General features: G+C 72.9%; 12 protein-coding genes and 1 pseudogene. 5 read left to right on the forward strand and 8 right to left on the reverse strand.

Annotated elements, in window-relative coordinates; genetic code table 11:
* Window positions 1–102: 102 nt before the first annotated feature.
* From MTQ10_RS06655 to MTQ10_RS06680, 6 genes and pseudogenes are all read right to left on the reverse strand, one after another.
* On the reverse strand, window positions 103–645 hold the full coding sequence (locus tag MTQ10_RS06655) for a hypothetical protein (protein WP_374117575.1): 543 nt from the start codon (window positions 643–645) through the stop codon (window positions 103–105).
* 151 nt (window positions 646–796) lie between these two features.
* Complete coding sequence (locus tag MTQ10_RS06660; protein WP_247463230.1) at window positions 797–1,762, reverse strand: DUF1152 domain-containing protein; 966 nt, start codon at window positions 1,760–1,762, stop codon at window positions 797–799.
* Between the two features lie 74 nt (window positions 1,763–1,836).
* On the reverse strand, window positions 1,837–3,201 hold the full coding sequence (locus tag MTQ10_RS06665) for an FAD-dependent oxidoreductase (protein ID WP_247463231.1): 1,365 nt from the start codon (window positions 3,199–3,201) through the stop codon (window positions 1,837–1,839).
* A gap of 317 nt (window positions 3,202–3,518) precedes the next feature.
* On the reverse strand, window positions 3,519–6,326 hold the full coding sequence (locus MTQ10_RS06670) for a SpoIIE family protein phosphatase/ATP-binding protein (protein WP_247463232.1): 2,808 nt from the start codon (window positions 6,324–6,326) through the stop codon (window positions 3,519–3,521).
* 372 nt (window positions 6,327–6,698) lie between these two features.
* Window positions 6,699–9,245 (reverse strand): SpoIIE family protein phosphatase, encoded by a 2,547-nt coding sequence (locus MTQ10_RS06675; protein WP_247463233.1) that lies wholly within the window; start codon window positions 9,243–9,245, stop codon window positions 6,699–6,701.
* A gap of 244 nt (window positions 9,246–9,489) precedes the next feature.
* Window positions 9,490–9,833 (reverse strand): annotated as a pseudogene (locus MTQ10_RS06680) (hypothetical protein); the annotation flags it as partial.
* A 347-nt stretch (window positions 9,834–10,180) separates the two neighbouring features.
* Between MTQ10_RS06680 and yicI the strand changes: the two are divergent.
* The 4 genes from yicI (at window position 10,181) to MTQ10_RS06700 (ending at window position 15,525) form a co-directional block, all read left to right on the forward strand.
* Window positions 10,181–12,451 (forward strand): alpha-xylosidase, encoded by a 2,271-nt coding sequence (gene yicI, locus MTQ10_RS06685; RefSeq protein WP_247463234.1) that lies wholly within the window; start codon window positions 10,181–10,183, stop codon window positions 12,449–12,451.
* 275 nt (window positions 12,452–12,726) lie between these two features.
* On the forward strand, window positions 12,727–12,891 hold the full coding sequence (gene rpmG, locus MTQ10_RS06690; protein WP_247463235.1) for a 50S ribosomal protein L33: 165 nt from the start codon (window positions 12,727–12,729) through the stop codon (window positions 12,889–12,891).
* Window positions 12,892–12,956: 65 nt separating this feature from the next.
* Entirely contained in the window at window positions 12,957–13,217 is a 261-nt protein-coding gene (locus MTQ10_RS06695; protein WP_247463236.1) for a type B 50S ribosomal protein L31, read from the forward strand.
* A gap of 373 nt (window positions 13,218–13,590) precedes the next feature.
* Window positions 13,591–15,525: a DUF1996 domain-containing protein gene (locus tag MTQ10_RS06700; RefSeq protein WP_247463240.1), complete on the forward strand. Its 1,935-nt coding sequence runs from the start codon at window positions 13,591–13,593 to the stop codon at window positions 15,523–15,525.
* Window positions 15,526–15,866: 341 nt separating this feature from the next.
* Here MTQ10_RS06700 and MTQ10_RS06705 read toward each other — a convergent pair whose 3' ends face one another.
* Together MTQ10_RS06705 and MTQ10_RS06710 are read right to left on the reverse strand one after the other, a co-directional pair.
* Complete coding sequence (locus MTQ10_RS06705; protein WP_247463237.1) at window positions 15,867–17,633, reverse strand: C40 family peptidase; 1,767 nt, start codon at window positions 17,631–17,633, stop codon at window positions 15,867–15,869.
* A gap of 352 nt (window positions 17,634–17,985) precedes the next feature.
* Window positions 17,986–18,327: a helix-turn-helix transcriptional regulator gene (locus MTQ10_RS06710; protein ID WP_247463238.1), complete on the reverse strand. Its 342-nt coding sequence runs from the start codon at window positions 18,325–18,327 to the stop codon at window positions 17,986–17,988.
* A gap of 229 nt (window positions 18,328–18,556) precedes the next feature.
* Between MTQ10_RS06710 and MTQ10_RS06715 the strand changes: the two genes are divergently transcribed.
* Window positions 18,557–19,318, forward strand: coding sequence for an ANTAR domain-containing protein (locus MTQ10_RS06715; protein WP_247463239.1), 762 nt, complete (start codon window positions 18,557–18,559; stop codon window positions 19,316–19,318).
* The last annotated feature ends 235 nt before the right edge of the window (window positions 19,319–19,553 follow it).

Raw genomic sequence — 19,553 nt, forward strand, 5'->3', positions numbered from 1 at the left:
AGGTCGTGGGGTTCACACCTGGTCCGGCTCACCGCGCCGGGGTGAGAATCGGGCGCGGGCAGGGTCCGCTCACCATCCGCATCGGGGCGGCCCCTGCCCCCCTCACCGCCGTCGCCGCCGACGCCGCGGCGGCTCCGGCGGCCCGTCCCCGCCCGGCGGCGCACTGAAGCCCCCCGGCACGAGCGGCGCCGCAGCCGCCCGCCGCGGCCCCGGCTGCTCCGGCACCCGCGTCCGCTCCGGCGGCGCCGCACGGCCCACCACGCGCGCGTGGGCCATCAGCGGGGCGCACGCGGAGCACACCTCGCACAACGTCCAGACCTGCCCCACGGCGGGGTCGTGGCGCAGGACGAGGAGGACCTGGCCCGCGCACGCCACCCGCGTGCCCTCGTGCGCGGCGCACCTCTGCTGCCGACACCAGCAGGAGGCGTCCGGCCGTACCGCCGCGGCCTTGGCGTGGGCGACGGCATGGGCCTCGGCGAACCGCCGCAGCGCGGCCACGTCGCGGGAACGCGGCGGCATGGCGCAGGCGGAGGAACAGGTGACGGAGGCCGTACGGTCCCGGTGCCCGACCACCCGGATGGTCCAGGAGCGGCCGGGACGGCGGGCCGACGGCGCGTGAGGGTACGTGAGAGCCAAGAGCGACACGTCCTTCGGGAAAATGGTGCGGGAGACGGGGCGGTCACTGTGGGGGAGCAGCCGTCCACCGGGAGTGCGCCCGTTCACAGCATGCCCGTGACCAGGCGATGCATTCCGGTTCCGCGCGGGCGGCTTCCCCCGGGCGGCGGTGTGCGACCCGTCAGTGCGGGAACACGCGCGGCTGCCGTGCGCGGGTGATCTCCTCACGGAACTCCGCTATGCGGGACGCGACCTGACGCATCAGCACCGTGTCGGCGATCCGGTCGAGGTAGAGGTTGCGCCGGGCGAGCGCCGGGGCGTCCACACAGAAGTACAGCGCCATCAGCGGGTTGATGAACAGTTCGCTGCCCCGGGTGCGCTCGGTGAAGCGAACGTCGCCGAACTCGCCGCGTACGGCGGCGGCGATCGAGCCGTTGACGATGCTCGGATGGCTGGGTGTGTGCCGTTGCGCGTGGGCCACAGCGTCCAGGTACCGGGTGCCCTCCGCGCTGTCGCGGGGCAGGGAGAAGGCGCCCAGGTAGGCGCCGTCGCGGTCCAGTGCCGCGAGATTCTCCAGCACGTGCGCGTGGTTGACGCCGTGGTAGGCGTCCACACCGAAGCCGAGGGAGACGACCAGCCGGCGCGGGACGTCCGTGAGGGCGTCCACCGCGGCCAGGCTGGTCATGTCCTCCTCGGGCGTGCCCAGCCCGTGCTCGTCGCCGCGCAGGAGGATGTCCGTGCCGCCGTCGACGAGGACGACCGCCTCCACTCCGCCCAGATGGTCGACGAGTGCGCGGTAGGCGGCCCGCAGCGGGGCGGCGCCCGTGCGGGGGAAGGCGTGCACGGTCGAGGGCAGGTTCTGCTCGTGCAGCCAGACCGCGAGGGTCCGTTCGGGAAAGTAGTCCCCGCGGGCGGCCGTGTGCGGGGTGATCGCCGCCACGTCCGGGGCCACCCAGTGGTCCGGGCTCAAGCCGTACAGGTCCGTGAAGGACAGGTTCGCCAGATGGACTTCCTTGCCGGCGTCGCGCAGCGCCAGGGCGAGCGGCAGCCCGGCGTAGATGTCGAAGCCGCCGCCGGCTCCGGCCACGAGAACACTGCGGGCCTCCCGCAGCACGGTGAAGAAGGGGGGCTCGTGAAGGGTGAACATCCAGGGACAGTAACTGTCGTGGGCGCGGTTGTGCGCCGGGCGTACGGCAGCCCGGCGCACCCGCGTGCGGGGAGTTACGCGCCGCTCTCGCGGAGCATGTCCTCACGCTCGACGATCTTCACGCGCTCGCGGCCCTGCGGCTCGCCCAGGGCACGCTCGGCGGCGTCCAGCTTGTACCAGCCCTCCCAGGTCGTGTAGCGGACGCCCCGCTCGGCGAGGAACGCCTCGACGGCCTCGGGGCCGGGCGAGACCGGCGTGTGCAGCCGCTCGTTGGCGAAGTCGTCCAGCAGATTGGCGACGGTCTCGTTGGCGTCGCCCTTGGTGTGGCCGATCAGACCGACCGGGCCGCGGCGGATCCAGCCGGTGACGTACACGGACTGCAGATGCGTGCCGCCCTCCTCGACGACCCGGCCGCCCTCGTCCGGGACGGTGCCGGACTCGATGTCCCACGGCAGCTTCGGCAGCTTGTCGGACAGGTAGCCGACGGCGCGGTAGACGGCGTCGACGTCCCAGTCCGTGTACTTGCCGGTGCCCTTGACGTTGCCGGTGCCGTCCAGCTCGGTGCGCTCGGTGCGCAGGCCGACGACCTTGCCGTCCTCACCGAGGATCTCCACCGGCGACTCGAAGAAGTGCAGGTAGATCCGGTGCGGGCGGTCGCCGATGTCGCGGATCGCCCAGTTCTCCAGCGTCTTGGCGACCATGTCGGTCTGCTTGTTGTTGCGGCGCTCGGCGATCGAGCCCTCGTCGTAGTCGATGTCCTCGGGGTTGACGACGACCTCGATGGTGGGGGAGTGGTCCAGCTCCCGCAGCTCCATCGGGCTGAACTTCGCCTGCGCCGGGCCGCGCCGGCCGAAGACATGGATCTCCTTGGCCCGGTTGGCCTTCAGACCCTCGTAGACGTTCGGCGGGATCTCCGTCGGCAGCAGCTCGTCGGCCGTCTTGGCGAGGATGCGGGAGATGTCCAGGGCCACGTTGCCGACGCCGAGGACGGCGACCTTCTCCGCGTGCAGCGGCCAGGTGCGCGGCACGTCCGGGTGGCCGTCGTACCAGGAGGCGAAGTCGGCGGCGCCGTAGGAGCCGTCCAGGTCGACGCCGGGGATGCGCAGCTCACGGTCGGCCATCGCGCCGGTGGAGAAGATCACCGCGTCGTAGAAGGCGCGCAGGTCGTCCAGGTGGACGTCCGTGCCGTAGTTCACATTGCCGAAGAGGCGGACCTGCGGCTTGTCCAGCACCTGATGCAGGGCGGTGATGATGCCCTTGATGCGCGGGTGGTCGGGGGCGACGCCGTAGCGGATCAGTCCGAACGGCGCCGGCATGCGCTCGAAGAGGTCGACGGAGACACCGGGGTCGGCGGCCACATCGGACTTGAGCAGCGCGTCGGCGGCGTAGATCCCGGCGGGGCCGGCTCCGACAATGGCTACCCGCAGGGGGCGGGGCATGATCAGGTTCCCTTCGAGCGGCAGTAGATCGACTCGACGGGAAGCCTAAACTAAGGCATGCCTAAGTCGGTACGGGGGTCCCGTCTATGACGTCATAAGGGCCGCTTATGAGGGGTCAAAGGGGAGGTTGGGTGTGGGCCGGGCTCCGCGCGCCGGCCGCGTGTCCCGCCCGCGCTCGCGGTCGTGCGGGTGATCACGTGGCGGTGTTGTGCGGGTGCGGTCATGGGCCGGTGGTCGTGCGGGTGCGCCGTGCCGGGGTCATGCGGGTGGCGGTGCCAGGTGGCGGCGCCGGGGGTGCCAGGTTTCGTGCGGATGCCCTACGGGAGGGGCTGCTCCGCCCAGATGACCTTGCCGGTGGGCGTGTACCGCGTCCCCCACCGCTCCGCGAGCTGCGCCACCAGGAACAGGCCCCGCCCGCCCTCGTCCGACAGCGCCGCGTACCGCAGATGCGGCGATGTGCTGCTGCCGTCGGCCACCTCGCAGATCAGCGTCCGGTCCAGCAGCAGCCGTACCCGCACCGGCGCACTGCCGTAGCGGATCGCGTTCGTCACCAGCTCGCTCAGCAGCAGCTCCGTCGTGAACGCAAGCTCCTCCAGGCCCCACCGCCCCAGCTGCTCCGCGACCAGCGCCCGCACCTCACGCACCGCCGCCGGGTCCATCGGGACCTCCCGCTCCACGACCCGGTCGGCGTCCAGCGCCCGCGTCCGCGCGACCAGCAGCGCGATGTCGTCACCCGGCCGCGGCGGCAGCAGCGCGTCCAGCGCCGCCCGGCACGTCTCCTCCGGGGAAGGCCCCGCCGCGGCCAGTGCCTCCCGCAGCAGCTCCAGCCCGGCGTCGATGTCCCGCTCCCGGTCCTCCACCAGACCGTCCGTGTACAGCACCAACCGGGAGCCCTCCGCCAGCTCCAGCTCCGCCGTCTCGAACGGCAGCCCGCCCACCCCGAGCGGCGGACCCGACGCCACGTCCGGGAACTCCACCGTGCCGTCCGGCGCGACCACCGCGGGCGGCGGATGACCCGCCCGCGCCACCGTGCAGCGCCGCGACACCGGGTCGTACACCGCGTACAGACACGTCGCGCCCGTCACAGGTCCGGCCGTGCCGTCCGCCCGCTCGTCCTGGTCGATCCGCCCGACCATCTCGTCCAGCAGCGCCAGCAACTCGTCCGGTGCCGGGTCCAGCGTCGAGAAATTGTGCACCGCCGTCCGCAGCCGGCCCATCGTCGCCGCCGCGTGCAGCCCGTGCCCCACCACATCGCCCACCACGAGCGCCACCCGCGCCCCCGACAACGGCAGTACGTCGAACCAGTCGCCGCCCACCCCGGCCTGCGCCGGCAGATACCGGTAGGCGATGTCCAGCGCGTCCTGCGCGGGCAGACTGCGCGGCAGCAGACTCCGCTGGAGCGTCACCGCCATCCCGTGCTCCCGCGTGAACCGGCGCGCGTTGTCGATGGACACCGCCGCCCGCGCCACCAGCTCCTCCGCGAGCGCCACCTCGTCCGCGTCGAACGGCATCGGCCGCTCCGACCGCCAGAACGTCACCACCCCCAGCACCAGCGCACCCGCCCGCACCGGCACCGCGATCAGCGAGTGGATGCCGAAGTCCAGCACCTGCGCCGACCGCTCCGCGTCCTGCGCCTGCCAGCCCGCCGCCTCTGCGAGGCGGGGCTCGGCGACCGCCTGACCCGTGCGCAGGGCACGCTCCTGCGGCGACGACTTCACGAACCGCAACTGCTGGTCCAGCGGATACAGCGGCGCGTCGTCGCGTATCCCGCTGAGCGCCGTACGGCGCAGAGTGCCGCCCGGCTCCGGCTCCTCCCCGGCGAGCACCGCGTCGAACAGGTCGACCGTGGTGAAGTCCGCGAACCGAGGCACCGCCAGCTCGGCCAGCTCCTGAGCGGTTCGGCGAACGTCCAGCCCTGTCCCGACCGCCACCCCCGCGTCGTACAGCAGATGCAGCCGCTCCCGCGCCTCCTCCGCCCGGCCCGACAGGGCGCGCAGCTCCGTGGAGTCCCGCACCGTCGCCACACTGCCGGACGGGCCGCTCGCCAGATCCGTGGGGCGCTGGTTGATCGCCAGCAGCCGGTCGCCCACCAGATGCACCTCGTCCGTCGCCACCCGCCCCGAGGCCAGCAGCTCCGCCGTGTCCGGATCCAGCCCCAGGTCACGCACCGACCGGCGCTCGGCGTCCGCCGGGATGCGCAGCAGCCGCTGCGCCTCGTCGTTGGCGAGCAGCAGCTCGCCCTCCGGACCGACGATGATCACGCCCTCCCGCACCGAGTGGAGAACGGCGTCGTGATGCTCGTACATCCTGGTCATCTCACGCGGCCCCAGCCCGTGCGTCTGCCGCAGCAGCCGCCTGCTGACCAGCGCCGTGCCCACCAGCGCCAGCGCGAGCGCCACGCCCGTCGCCGCGAGCACCAGCGGCAGCTGCCGGTTCGCCGCGCCCCCGACATGCCGAGTGGTGATCCCCGACGACACCAGGCCCACAACCTGCCCGTGGGCGTCCTTGACCGGAACCACCGCCTGGACCAGCCGGCCGATCGTCCCGTCGACCTCCTCCACCACCGTCCCCCCGGCCAGCGCCGGGTCGATCGTGCCGACGAACTTCTTGCCGATACGGTCCGGCTTGGGGTGCGTGTAGCGGATGCCGTTCGTGTCGGTGACCACGATGAAGTCGACGTCCGTCGCCTCGCGTGCCGCCTCCGCGCGCGGCTGGAGGATCGCCGTCGGGTCGGGGCTGCGCAGCGCCGCGACGATGCCGGGGGAGTTCGCGAACGTCTGCGCCACGGCGAGGGAACGGTTGCGGGCCTCCCGCGTGGTGTCGGCCCGGGACTGGAGCACCAGCGCCACCACGGCCGCGAGCACGAGGAGGAGGACGATGACCACCTGGAAGACGAACACCTGTCCGGCCAGGCTGCGACCGGACAGTGCCGCGCGCAGTCCGGACGGGCGCGTTCCCGCAGCCTGGCTCTCGCCTCCGTCGGCCGCGTCGCCCCCCGCGCGAGGCCCGGTTCGGCCGGGCCTGCGTCCGGAGGAGGTCTGACGGGCGCGGCCGGGGGCGGGAGCGGAGGGCATGCCGCCGGGACGGGGCGACCGGGTCCCGGATCGACCCAGAAGTCGGACCATGTGCCATGTCTACACTGCCGCGGTCTGTGAGGCGAGGGCGTCGGGTTCGCCGAGGGCGGGGAGGGGGCGTTCGCGCCGTTCCCCGCGCCCCTGTGGTCACCTGCGGGCCGGTGGGGGCGCGCCGTTCCCCGCGCCCCCTCGATGCCTGAGGCGGCCTGTGTCGGTGGGTGCGTGGCTGGTGCAGCGCCAAGCGCCACTTGTCCGTGGTGAGGGCGGGGCCGCGCCGGGGGTGTCCGTCCTCGGTGCGGCGGTCTGTCCGTGACCGTCGCACTCGGTGTTCTCGCCGCACGCTGCGGGCGGGCGCCCCCGGCACGCCCCTTGCCGCCGTCGGCGGGTGCGGGCCGTCGTGGGCCGCCGGGGCGGTCGCCGTCGTCAGGGTGTGCGGCGGGAGGCCAGGAGCAGAGCTATGTCGTCCGGGCGGTCCGCTGCGCGGCGGGCCGTTGCCGTCAGGCGGTCGGCCATTTGCGAGAGGGTGTGGGTGCCTTCGGGGGATGCCGAGAGGGCCTGGCGCAGCGTGGTGATGCCCTCGTCGATGTCGGTGCCGGCGCGTTCGACCAGGCCGTCGGTGTAGAGGGCGAGGACCGCGCCTGCCTCGATGTCCAGTTCCGTCACCGGGTACTGGGCGTTCGGGTCCACGCCGAGGACCATGCCGCCGGGCAGGTCCAGCACGTCCGTACGGCCGTCCGCGTGACGCAGCAGCGGCGGCGGATGCCCGGCGCGCACCATGCGGGCCCGGCCCGTCGCGGGGTCCAGGCGTACGTAGCAGCAGCTCGCGAACTGGCCCGGGTCGAGGTCGGTGAGCAGGTGGTTGGTGCCCGCCACGACCTCTTCCGGGGGGCGGTCGCTCAGTGCGAACGCGCGGACCGCGCTGCGCAGCTGGCCCATTGTCGCCGCGGCCTGCACGCCGTGCCCCTGGACGTCCCCGATGACCAGGGCCAGCCCGTCACCGGCCTCCACGACGTCGTACCAGTCGCCGCCGACGTCCATGCCTTCGGTGCCCGGGAGATAGCGGCCCGCCGTCTCCACCTCGGGGTGCGTGGACAGCCTGCGCGGCAGCAGCGCGCCCTGGAGGCCTCGGGCGAGGGCGGCTTCGGTGTCGTACCGCTGAGCCTTCTCCATGGCGTGCGCGATCAGCCCGGCCAGGGCGGTGAGCACCGTGCGTTCCTCGGTGCTGAAGCTGCGCCGGCGCTCGAAGCCGAGGATGCAGGAACCGACCGGGCGGCCCGAGGCGATCAGCGGCAGGAACGCCCGCGCGCCCTCCTTCGCGTCGAGCGGTATGCCCGGGTAGGCCGCGGCGAGCTGCTCCATCGAGTCGAAGAACAGCGGCCTGCCGCTGGTCAGGGTCTCCACACCGGGCAGCCGCGCGTCCAGGGCCACCCCTTCGAAGGGCGTGAGGAAGCCCGGTGGGAAGCCGGTCTCCCACGCCAGATACAGGTGGCGTTCCTGGAGGAGATAGATGGCGAGCCGGCGGCCCCCGAAGGCCGGCAGCAGTTCCTGCACCACCACCGCGGACACCTGCCGTGCCGTGACCGCCTCGGTCAGCGCTATGGCCAGCACGATCGGCCGGTACGCCAGCGTCACGGACGCCGACTCCGGCGGCGGCACGAGGTGGCTGTCCGTGGGCTGTGCCTCCGGTGCGGCCGGTGCGGCTCCGTCGGGCTGCCAGGCCGGTGCGGCCTCCTCGGCGTCCGTCAGGGTGGGTGTGTCGGCCATGCTCGCCGCCGGTACGACCGTGCAGGCCAGCAGGTCGGGGCCGGGGTGGATGGACAGGGCGAGCCAGTCGCCGTCGGCGCGGTGCGGGCCGGCGCCGTCGGGTGAGGGCCGCTGGGCGTGGAACCGTACCGTCTCCGGGGACAGCATGGCGCCCCGCAGATGGTCCTCGTGACCGGGGCGGACCAGCCAGGGCACCGCCTCCCACAGCGGGCGGCCCAGCAGCCGGTCCCGGGCCACGTCGAGGAGGAGGGCGGCACGAGTGTTGGCGTAGACGACCACCCCGAGCCGGTCCAGGCAGAACACGCCTTCGGGCAGCAGGTCGGCGGCGGCGTCGGCGGGCAGGGCGGGCCCCGGCTCCAGCACGGCTCCGCCGACCCGGTGCGGGGCCGGGCCGAACGGTACCTCGTCCTGGGCCGTCCACAGATGCAGCAGCCGCAGCATGCCGTCGGTGGTGTGCACGGGCACCGGCAGCGGCGGGGGCCGGCCGTGGGAGGCCTCGCGCAGCAGCGCGGCGAGCCGGCGGGCGTCCTCGGCGGCGACCGCCGACAGCAGCGTGGACAGCGTCCCGTCGGCATCCAGGCCGAGCAGGGCGCGGGCGCGCGGGTCGAGCGTGAGCCGGTCCGCGCCGGGTTCCCAGGTGATCGAGCCCGGCTGGGTCCGTGACGGGCCGGCCGGGGGCGGGTGCACACAGGTCGGCGGGTCGTCCCATCGGGCGGCGATCCCGTCGTCCTCCAGTTCGTGCAGGGCCGCCGCGAGCCCGTCGGCCACCTGCGCCAGCCGTTCCCTCGGGGCGACCAGTCCGGCGAGGTCCGGCACGGACGGGCGCAGCACGGTCACGACGCCGTACGGTTCGGTGTCCGTCGCCACGGGCACGCTCAGCGACCCGAACGGGAACGGCAGCCCGGCCGCGAACTGCGGATAGCGGCGCATCGATTCGGCCGGGTTCGGCAGCAGGACGGCGACACCCAGCCGGTGGGCGTCGGTGACGGGGAACGGCCGGTCGGTGTGCAGCCGCCACCAGGGCCGGAACAGCTCGCCGGGCAGGCCCGACAGCGCGGCGAGGCGCAGCAGACCGGGGGTGCGCGAGCGCAGGAAGACACCGGCGGTACGGCCGCCCGCCGCGCGGGCCGCGTCCGACGCGGCCCCGGTCAGCAGCGTGGCCAGCCGCCCGGAAGCACCCGTTCCGTCTCCGGCGGTCCCAGTCATCGCCCTACCTCGTCCGTGCGCCGCCCCTGGGCGACACAGCAAGGATGCGTCAGACGAGGCGCGTGGCGCATCCGCTCGGACGGGACGAAGGCGCGGCGGGCGTGCCGGACGATGCGCCGGTCAGCCCCGCTGGGCGGCGATCGGGGACCGGTACCAGCGTGGCAGTCCTTCGGGATGCGCCGCTGGGTGGCGTAGTCCACCCGGACGATCCGAACCGCTTGTCGTAGCCGAACGCCCACTCGAAGTCGTTGACGTCGGCCTGCGCCCGTCCCACCGTCGATGTCGACAGCGAGCCGCCCTTCAGCAGGCTCTTCCAGTAGTCCAGCGCCTCCACGACCCTCGGCCCGGCGAGGTCGGTCTCGTCGCCGCCGTTGGACCATTCGACGACGCCATGCGCAGCGCCTCCGTCATGACCTGCGCCGCCGGGACGCTCTGCTGTTCGACGGTGACCCCGAGCCGCTTGCCGCACCGGCCCACCGCCTGCGCGTCCCAGCGGTGGCAGGTCTCGCCGGTCGACGAGTTCAGCACGGCGCCCGCGGAGGCGTCGCGCTGCCGGCTGCGGCCGGTCAGCGCGGCCCCGGCGACCAGTACGGACACGGCTGCCAGGGGAATCACGACCTTTCAGAAGCTTCCGTTGAAGCGCTTCGACATGGGCGGCCCTTGCTGTCGCCGCGTCCGGCGACGACGCTGGACTGATTTGTTTACTGCGATGACCAATGCGCCGTGCGGAGCGGGTGGCACCAGACCCGGATGCGCGTGCGGTCGTCCACGCTCCGGCCTGCCGGTATCCGGACGCGTTGATGTTTATGCAGGTCAGAGCGGAGATCCCAAGCGCTCGCTCTGTTCCGGCCCATGTGTCTTGTGTACGATCAAAATGCCGGAGCGGTCGTCTCCGTGCGCTCGCTCGATGACCCCCTCTCCCCCTGAGGAAGAACATGAAGTTCACCGACGGCTTCTGGCGTATCCGGGACGGCGTGCAGATCTCGTATGCGACCGAGGTCCGAGACGTCTGCGCAGAGTCGAAGCGCTTCACTGCCCATGCCGCCGTGAAGAGGGTGACGAAGAGGGGGGACACGCTGAACGCCCCGCTCCTGCGGGTCGACTGCTTCTCGCCCCTGGAAGGCGTGATCGGCGTCCGCGTCACCCACCACGCCGGCAAGTACAACCCCGGCCCGGACTTCGCCCTCACCGCCGACCCGGACGGCGCGGGCACCGTCCGCCGCGACGGCTCGGTGACCGAGCTGACCAGCGGCCCGCTCACCCTGCGCCTGGACGAGGCAGGCCCCTGGACGCTCACCTTCCGGGGGGAGGACGGCCGGGAACTGACCCGCGCCGGCGCCAAGGGCACCGCGTTCGCCACCACCGGCGACGGTGCCCACCATGTCCTCGCCCAGCTCGCCCTCGGTGTCGGTGAGCAGATCTACGGCCTCGGCGAGCGCTTCACCCCGTTCGTCAAGAACGGCCAGGTCGTCGACGTCTGGCAGGCCGACGGCGGCACCAGCAGCGAACAGGCCTACAAGAACATCCCGTTCTATCTGTCGTCCCGGGGCTACGGCGTCTTCGTCAACCACCCCGGCAAGGTGTCCTTCGAGGTCGGCTCCGAGTCGGTCGGGCAGGTGCAGTTCAGCGTCGAGGACCAGTCGATCGAGTACTACGTCGTCGCCGGCCCCGCCCCCAAGGACGTCCTCGCCCGCTACACCGCCCTCACCGGCCGCCCCGCCCTGCCGCCCGCGTGGTCGTTCGGCCTGTGGCTCACCACGTCCTTCACCACCGACTACGACGAGGCGACGGTGACGTCGTTCGTCGACGGCATGGCCGAGCGCGGCATCCCGCTCAGCGTGTTCCACTTCGACTGCTTCTGGATGCGCGAGTACCAGTGGTGCGACTTCGCGTGGGACCCGGCGGTCTTCCCCGACCCGGAGGGCATGCTCACCCGCCTCAAGGAGAGGGGGCTGAGGATCAGCGTCTGGATCAACCCCTACATCGCGCAGAAGTCGCCGCTGTTCGACGAGGCCGCCCGGCTCGGACATCTGGTGCGCCGCCCGAACGGCGACATCTGGCAGTGGGACCTGTGGCAGGCCGGGATGGGTCTGGTCGACTTCACCAGCCCCGAGGCCCGCGCCTGGTACCAGGCCAAGCTGAAGAGGCTCCTCGACCAGGGCGTCGACTGCTTCAAGACCGACTTCGGCGAGCGCATCCCCACCGACGTCGTCTGGCACGACGGCTCCGACCCGGAGCGGATGCACAACTACTACACGCACCTGTACAACCGGACCGTCTTCGAACTGCTGGAGAAGGAGCGCGGCCAGGGCGAGGCCGTCGTCTTCGCCCGCTCCGCCACCGCCGGCGGTCAGCAGTACCCGGTGCACTGGGGCGGCGACTGCTGGGCGTCCTTCGAGGCCATGGCCGAGTCGCTGCGCGGCGGCCTGTCGCTCTCGCTCAGCGGCTACGGCTTCTGGAGCCACGACATCGGCGGCTTCGAGGGCACGCCCGACCCGGCCGTGTTCAAACGCTGGCTCGCCTTCGGCCTGCTCTCCTCGCACAGCCGCCTGCACGGCTCGACGTCGTACCGCGTGCCCTGGAACTTCGGCGAGGAGGCCGTGGCCGTCGCCCGCCGCTTCACCCTGCTCAAGCACCGCCTCATGCCCTACCTGTACGGCGCCGCGGCCGAGGCGCACCGCAGCGGTGTGCCGGTGATGCGCCCGATGCTCCTGGAGTTCCCCGGCGACCCCGGCTGCCGCTCTGTCGACCGTCAGTACATGCTCGGCCCCGACCTGCTGGTGGCCCCCGTCTTCACGGAGGACGGCGAGGTGGAGGTCTATCTGCCCGAGGGCACATGGACGCATCTGCTGACGGGGGAGAGAGTCACCGGCCCCGTGTGGCGCAGCGAGCGGCACGGCTACGACAGCCTCCCGCTGTACGTCCGTGAGGGCGCCGTGCTGCCGCTGGCCGGCGACGACAGTCGTCCCGACGGTGACTGGCTGGACAACCCGACTCTCCTCGTCCACCCCACGGACGACGCCGACTGGACGGCCGAGGCGACCGTGCCCGACCTCACGGGCATCCCGGCCGCGGTCTTCACCGTCCGCCGCGAGGGCGACCGGCTGCGCGTGACCGCGCAGGGCACGGAGCGCCCGTTCGCGGTGCGTGTGCCGGGAGGGGCGAGTGCGCAGGGGGCGGGGGAGGTCGTCGTACCGCTGGCGTGAGGGGCCCGTGGCGGCGGAGCGGGCGGTACGGCTCGTGGGGGCCGTACCGCCCGCTCGGCGGGGGCGTGCCGGCGGAATGGCCGGGCGTGTCCTTGCGTTGACAGGCGCCGGGGGAGCCGGGCGAGGGGGCCGGCGGATTCCGTGGGCTCGGATCCCCGGACGCGGTCGCGGCGTCCCGCATGCGGGGAATGTTCCGGTCCGGCCCGGTGTTGGACAGGGCGTGACTGGCATGAACCGATCAAGCCGGTTCGGTCGGTCCGCGAAAGGAGGGCCCCATGGCACGCAGCACCGTGCGTCCCGTCGTCCGGCTGAAGTCGACGGCCGGGACCGGCGTCACCTATGTGACGCGCAAGAACCGACTCCACCACCCCGACCGGCTGGTCCTGCGCAAGTACGACCCGGTGGCCGGGCAGCACGTCCTCTTCCGCGAGGAGCGCTGACCCACGGCCCCAGGCCGTCGCCGCACCCCGCCCGCCGTCGGACCACCCTCAGGAAGGACCACACCATGAGGCCCGGCATCCACCCCGAGACCCGCCTCGTCGTCTTCCGCGACCGCGCCGCGGGCGTCTCGTTCCTCACCCGTTCCACCGCCGCCCCGACGGCGACCGTGACATGGGAGGACGGCGCCACTCACCCGGTCGTCGACGTCGAGATCTCCTCGGCGAGCCACCCCTTCTACACGGGCGCCCGGCGCGTCGTCGACACCGCGGGCCGCGTCGAACGCTTCAACCGGCGCTACGGCACCGCGGAGCGGTCCGGCACCTGACCCCGACCGCACCGACGGGCCCGACCCCACTGCACAGGGGGTCGGGCCCGTCGTCGTACGTCCGGGTCCGCGCCCTCGGCGCGCGTGGCCGAAGCGTAGGCTGCCCGGGTCCTCCACGTCCGGCCGCTCGGCAGGCATTCCGGACAACGGGTGCAGGGCATCGCGAACCGGCCGCTGTGCGATGACGCTCGGTACACAGGATGAGGAATTCCTGTGAATCCGCAGGGGCGTTGAACAGCCCGGGCTCCTGATGCGTATGGGAACGGGGGGATCACAGTCCCGGCCGGCCACGACGCAGGAGCATTCCTTGGCACGCAACAAGCGCAGGCGCCCGACAGGCGCACGACGGGCAACCTTCGCAGCCGTCGCCCTGATGCTGGGCGGCAGCGGACTGGTGGTGGCGAACGTGTACGCCTCCGCCACCGAGACCACCGGGCAGAACCCCGACGGCACATGGAACGCGGTCACGATCGACTGCCCCGACGTCGGCGAGCAGCTCGGCAACGTACCCGGCTCGGCCCGCTCCGAGGTGGACGTCCAACTGGCGGCGCTGGACGAGCAGGTCGCGCGCGCCTACCGGCAGTTGAAGGAAGGCGCCGCCCGCGAGGATCCGGGCTCGGCCGCCGACGCCGTCGTCAAGCCCCTCCAGAAGGAACGGGAGGCGACGATCGGCAAGATCGCCGACGCCATCGACCAGGCGGGCGACCGCCCCGAAGGACTCGACGAACTCGTCGCCTGCACCCTGCGCACCGGCGAGGACGACGACAAAGGCGACGGCGGAAGCCGGCAGTCGCAGCAGCAGGAGCAGCAGTCGGGCAACGGCCCGGTCGCCGCCGACTACGCCGACATCACCACCGTCCCGCCGAACGTCCCCGCCCCGCAGCTCGGGCAGGACGCCTCCCGCGGCACCTTCGTCACCGACTGCGGCGTCAACGCCAACGGCCTGTTCAACTCGGACAACGTCATCGTCGCCCCCGGCGTCAGCAACGGTGCCCACCACTTCCACGACTACATCGGCAACCAGTCCAACACCGCTTTCGCCAGCGACGAGGACCTGGCCAAGGCCGACACCAGTTGTGTCGACAAGCGGGACAGGTCGACGTACTACTGGCCGGTGATCCGCCTGCAGAACGGCACCCGTGAGCGGGACGCCGACGCACCCGGCGGCGGCACCGAGGGCAACATCGGCGAGATCGTCACCCCCTCCGAGGTGACGCTGACTTTCGTCGGCAACCCGCGCGAGAAGGTCACCGCGATGCCCCGGCTGCTGCGCATCATCACCGGTGACGCGAAAGCCTTCGTGAACGGCACCGCCAACGCCAACGCCTCCTGGAGCTGCACCGGTTTCGAGGACCGTCAGCTGAAGGACCGCTACCCGCTGTGCCCCGACGGCAGCAAGGTCGTACGCACCTTCCGCTTCCAGAGCTGCTGGGACGGCCGCAACATCGACAGTGCCAACCACCGCACCCACGTGGCCTTCGCGGCCGAGGACGGCACCTGCCCGGCCGGCTTCCGGCCCATCCCGCAGCTCGTGCAGCGGATCGTCTACGACGTCGCCGCGCCGAGCCTCGCCGACGGCGGGCGCACCCGGCCCTTCTTCGCGGTGGACTCCTTCCCCGAGCAGCTGCACAAGCCGGTCACCGACCACGGCGACTTCATCAACGTCTTCGACGAGGACCTGATGCAGGAGATGGTCGACTGCATCAACAGCGGCCGCCAGTGCGGCGCGCAGGGCGGCCAGGGCGACGGCCAGGGTCAGGACGATCAGGGCAACGGCCAGGGCCAGGGCAACGGCCAGGACGGCCAGGGTGGCCAGGACAACGGCCAGGGTGGCCAGGACGGTCAGGGCGACGGACAGGGCGGTCAGGGCGACGGCCAGGGTGGCGCCGCCGGGGGCGGTGAGCCGACCCAGACCGCCGCGCCCTCGCAGACACCGCAGCAGCAGCCCAGCCGGACGGCCGGCGCCGCCGACAGGCCCGGCGCGGGCAACACGGCCTCGGCCGAGGCGCCCAAGGCGTTCACGTCGGACTCCCCGACGGCCGCCTCCACCCGGAGCGGCGACGACAACGGCTCCGGCGCCGGCGCAGGCACCGACGACAAGGGCGCGTCGCCCGGTGAGGGAGCCGGTGCACCGGCGGCCTCCCCCTCCGCGCAGCCCGCGACGACGGACATCCCGCAGACCGAGCCGCAGACCGCGCAGCGCGGACTCGCCGAGACGGGCGCCCAGTTGTGGCCGGCGGCGCTCGGCGCGATCCTGGCGGCGGCAGGCTTCATCCTGCTGCGCCGCGCACGCCGCAGCATGAGCTGACACAGGCAGGCGTACAGCACGACGCCGCCGGTGCGGACCCGCACCGGCGGCGTCGGCGTGTCGGCGTTCCTCAAGGCAAATCAGAGCTTCCCGTCCGGCAGTGGGCGGCGATCCACCGGGTGCGCGTCCGCGGCCGACGGAACCCTCAGCGACCCTCTTGCGGAGCACCTGTACTGGCGTGTGCTGGACGCGCCGGCCCTAGCACCGGACACGGCGAAGGTCGTCGCCCTGGCTGGATACTCGGGTCGACGATCTGGCCTCAGCCGTTCTCGAGCAGCGCCTGGAGGAACTCCTCCAGGCGCTCTTCAGTCGGTACGGCTGTGGACTCGACGGTCAGCGGGTCAGCTCGGGCGTACGACGCCGTCCACGGGGCCTGCCTCGGCGAGCGATTCCTCTCGGATGTACGCGCCGGGTCCGGGCGCGTGGACCACGGTTCCGGCGCCCGTGCACAGGCCGACGTGGTCGGCCGCGTCATGGAAGAACACCAGGTCGCCGGGGCGGGCGGCGGCCGGGGACACCGGGGAGCCGGCGAGAGCCTGGTCCTGCGCGGTGCGCGGCAGCACGACCCCGGCGGCCCGCCAGGCCGCCCGCACCAGGCTGGGGCCGTCGTAGGAGCCGGGGCCCGTCGCGCCCACCACACACGGTTTGCCGGTCTGCGCCCGTGCGAAGGCGACGGCCGGCGCGGCCTTGCCGTCCACCGTGGCCTCCGCCGACGGCAGTGTCTCGGGCAGCGCGAACTGCCCGGTGCCGGTGGAGGCCGTCTGTCCGGTGGAGGCCGCCTGCCCGACGGTGGCAGCGAACTGGCCCGTGACGGCGGGGGACTGGCCGGTTGCCGTGGAGAACTCGCCGGCGGAGAACTGCCCGGTGTTCATCGCGATCTGGCCGCCGGTGAACTGGCCGGTGAAGAACTGGCCCGTGGCGAACCGGCCCGTGTCGAACTGTCCGGTGCCGCCAGTGGCGTCGGTGCCGAGCTGACCCGTACCGGTGACCACAGGGAACTGGCCCGTGCCGGTGATGCCGGCCGTGGAGAACTGGCCGCTGTCCGTGATGCCGGCCGTGGAGAACTGGCCGCTGTCCGTGATCCCGGCCGTGGAGAACTGACCGCTGTCCGTGATCCCGGCGGTGGAGAACTGGCCGCTGTCCGTGACCGAGGGGAAGCGGCCGCTGTCGGTGGCCGAAGGGAACTGTCCGGTGTCGGTCGCCGACGGGAAACGGCCCGTCCGATCCGCAGGGTCCGCCGTGAGGTAGCTCGCGATGCCCACCGCGCGCTCGGCCGAAGGACCCGTGGGGGAAAGGCTTCTGGAGGAAAGGCCGGGGAAGTCGGTCGAAGCCGAGCCGGGGAGGCCGTCGAGGCCGGTGGGGAGCACCGCCGTGTCGGCCGTCGCGAGGCCCGTACCGCCCGCGGCCGGGACTGTCGCGGCATCCGCCCGGAATCCGGCACCGTCCGACTGAAGTCCCGCCGAGGTGGCCGTACTTGTCCCGCTCAGTGCGGTCGCGGCGCCGGCTGCCATGCCGGTGCCGGTCGCGCCGGCCGAGGCCGTCGCGGAGGCCAACAGGGTGCGGCACGCGGCGAGTTTGGCCTGGGTGCGCTGTTTGGCGACGGCGGGGGAGACACCCTGCTCCGAGCGGCCCCCGCCCGCACGGTCCGCTGACGGCCGGCTCTCCGGAAGCGCCGGCGTCCCGGCCGCGGACAGCGCCTTCTGCGGCGTACCGGACGCCGGCGGCAGAGCACCCGCCGCAGAGCCGGACGCGGCGGGCAGTTCCCGGGAAGCCGAGCGGGACCCCGACGGCAGGGCGGGCGCGGACGTGGTGGACTTCCCCGGCATGGACCGTGACGGGGTGTCGGGCCGCGCGGGTGCCCGGTCGGCGGGCAGGACGGCGGGGACGGTGGGCCCCAGCTTGGAGCGGGCGACATCGAACCACTGCCGGGTCACAGAGCTGAGCGGGGCCGCCGAGCGCTCCCGCGCGCCGCCGTCGGGCCGGCGATTCTGTGCGCGGGTGGCGTTGAAGGTCCCGGTGTCGGTCTCCGCGCGGTCGTACAGCGCGGCGATGCGCCGGCTCACCTCGTTCTGGCTGGGCGCGTCGTCGCCGGTGAGAAGGGGACTCAAGTTGCGCTCCGGCGCCATCGCTGCCGTACTCCTCCCGTGCTCCGCCTGCCGTGCCGGCCCGTCGCTCCCGGGGCGGACGCAGGGAGGTCGTGCCCTGCGGCCCTGCCGCGCGGGGTGGTCGGCCGACGACCAGGGCGATCGGCCCCGGCCCCGGCTGCCGCTGTGACGGTCCGGATTCGGCGGAGGCCGCGCGGCCCGGCGCAGTTCGCCGGAGTCACCCGAGCGGCCCGACCGTCAACCTAGCCAACTTGTGTACCTCGTGTGAAGGATGAGGCGAGGAATGTCCGATACGTAATCGTGATCTCGTCGGTGCCGTGTCGAGATGGTGACGGTGTGTCGCGGTGGAGCGCTCTCAGGGCGTGTCCGAGGGGTCGGCGGCGGCGCGCTCCGCCTCGTCCTGCGCCAGCAGCGACAGGAGCGAGGCCACGGTCACACCCAGGCCGGCCTCGGCCGGATGGCGCAGCACCTTGTTCGGTTCGATCCGGTACGTGTTGCTGCGGCCCTCCCGCCGGTGGGACAGATATCCGTCCCGTTCCAGGTCGGAAATGATCTTCTGTACGGCGCGTTCCGTCAGGCGGCAGCGTACGGCGATGTCACGGATGCGCGCGGTGTGGTCGTCGGCGATGGTGGCCAGCACGCGCGCGTGGTTCGTCAGAAACGTCCATCCCGCATGTGGCTCGGGCACTCCCTCCATGCCCTGAGTCTACGACCCCACATTCACGTATACAAAAGCCTGAACTAGATTTCATGTATCTGTTGACGTGTGACGGTGTGCTGTACGACCCTGAGGGGGTCGACTGGCGCCAAGACCGACGGAGGCGGTCATGCAGGAATCCGGCCTTCAGGTGCAGAGCCCCAGCAGGGGCCGGGCAACCGACGCGGCCGTGCGTCGCCCGTGCGTGCCGCCCGCGCCACTGCCACCGGTGATCGAGACCCGCCCGGACACCGACCGGGTGCTGGTACTGCTCCGCGGCGAGCTGGACCTCGACGCGGGACAGGAGCTGCGGTACGCGCTGCGCGCCGCCCTCATGCGCTCGACGCATGGCATCGACCTGGATCTCAGGAGTGTCGCGTTCTTCGACTGCTCCGCCCTCAACATCCTGCTCGCGCTGCGGGAACGCGCCCTGCGCGAGGGCAAGACGGTCACCGTCCGCGCGGCCGGCCCCGCCGCGGTCCGGCTGCTGGACCTGACCGGGACCCGCTCCCTGTTCAGCGACGCCGGAACGGCCCCCGCGCACGTGGACGCCGGCACCGAGCCCGGGCATGCGGGCGCCGCCCCAGGCCCCGCGCATGAGACCGCCACCTCCGATGTCGGGCACGAGACCGCCACCCCCGGCCTCGAGGATCCCGACGCGGAGTCCCTGGAGAAGCTGCGCGTCGAACTGGTGCAGCTGCGCCGCGCCATGCAGACCAGGCCCACCATCGATCTGGCCCGGGGCATCCTCATGGCCTCCTTCGGACTGACCGCCGACGACGCCTGGACCGTGCTCGTGGCGACCTCCCAGAACACCAACACCAAGCTCCATCACCTCGCCCGGGACCTGATCACCGCCGTGCGGGGCGCCCCGCTCGACGACACCGTGCGGCAGCATCTCGCCGCCGCCGTGTCACGGCTGGACCCCGCAGGGCGGGGAGGGTCGGCACCGGAAGACGCAACCGTCGTCATCGACGGCCGAGACGACTGAATCGCGCGTACTGACGATCGATTCCGCTGTCGGACTTCGTGGTCGCAGCGGATCAGTCGTGCAGCCCTTCCCGGACTTCGCCATCCACACCCACCACTTCCTCGGGGACGTCGGCTGACCCGGCCGCACCACGGCCCCGGCCCCGCCCGGCCACCACGCCACCACCCGCGCCCGCACCCGGCCATCGCACCACGGGACCCGACCCTGCCCGACCGCCGCACCCCCGGCCGGGACC

Source organism: Streptomyces sp. XM83C (assembly GCF_023072675.1).
In the GTDB taxonomy this organism is placed as follows: domain Bacteria; phylum Actinomycetota; class Actinomycetes; order Streptomycetales; family Streptomycetaceae; genus Streptomyces; species Streptomyces thermocoprophilus.

Bases quoted from the DNA above. Each gene is read 5' to 3' on its own strand.
- MTQ10_RS06695 (WP_247463236.1), top strand. From the start codon at position 12,957: ATGAGGCCCGGCATCCACCCCGAGACCCGCCTCGTCGTCTTCCGCGAC.
- MTQ10_RS06710 (WP_247463238.1), bottom strand. From the start codon at position 18,327: ATGGAGGGAGTGCCCGAGCCACATGCGGGATGGACGTTTCTGACGAAC.
- yicI (WP_247463234.1), top strand. From the start codon at position 10,181: ATGAAGTTCACCGACGGCTTCTGGCGTATCCGGGACGGCGTGCAGATC.
- rpmG (WP_247463235.1), top strand. From the start codon at position 12,727: ATGGCACGCAGCACCGTGCGTCCCGTCGTCCGGCTGAAGTCGACGGCC.
- MTQ10_RS06660 (WP_247463230.1), bottom strand. From the start codon at position 1,762: ATGTTCACCCTTCACGAGCCCCCCTTCTTCACCGTGCTGCGGGAGGCC.
- MTQ10_RS06675 (WP_247463233.1), bottom strand. From the start codon at position 9,245: ATGACTGGGACCGCCGGAGACGGAACGGGTGCTTCCGGGCGGCTGGCC.
- MTQ10_RS06700 (WP_247463240.1), top strand. From the start codon at position 13,591: ATGCTGGGCGGCAGCGGACTGGTGGTGGCGAACGTGTACGCCTCCGCC.
- MTQ10_RS06670 (WP_247463232.1), bottom strand. From the start codon at position 6,326: ATGGTCCGACTTCTGGGTCGATCCGGGACCCGGTCGCCCCGTCCCGGC.
- MTQ10_RS06665 (WP_247463231.1), bottom strand. From the start codon at position 3,201: ATGCCCCGCCCCCTGCGGGTAGCCATTGTCGGAGCCGGCCCCGCCGGG.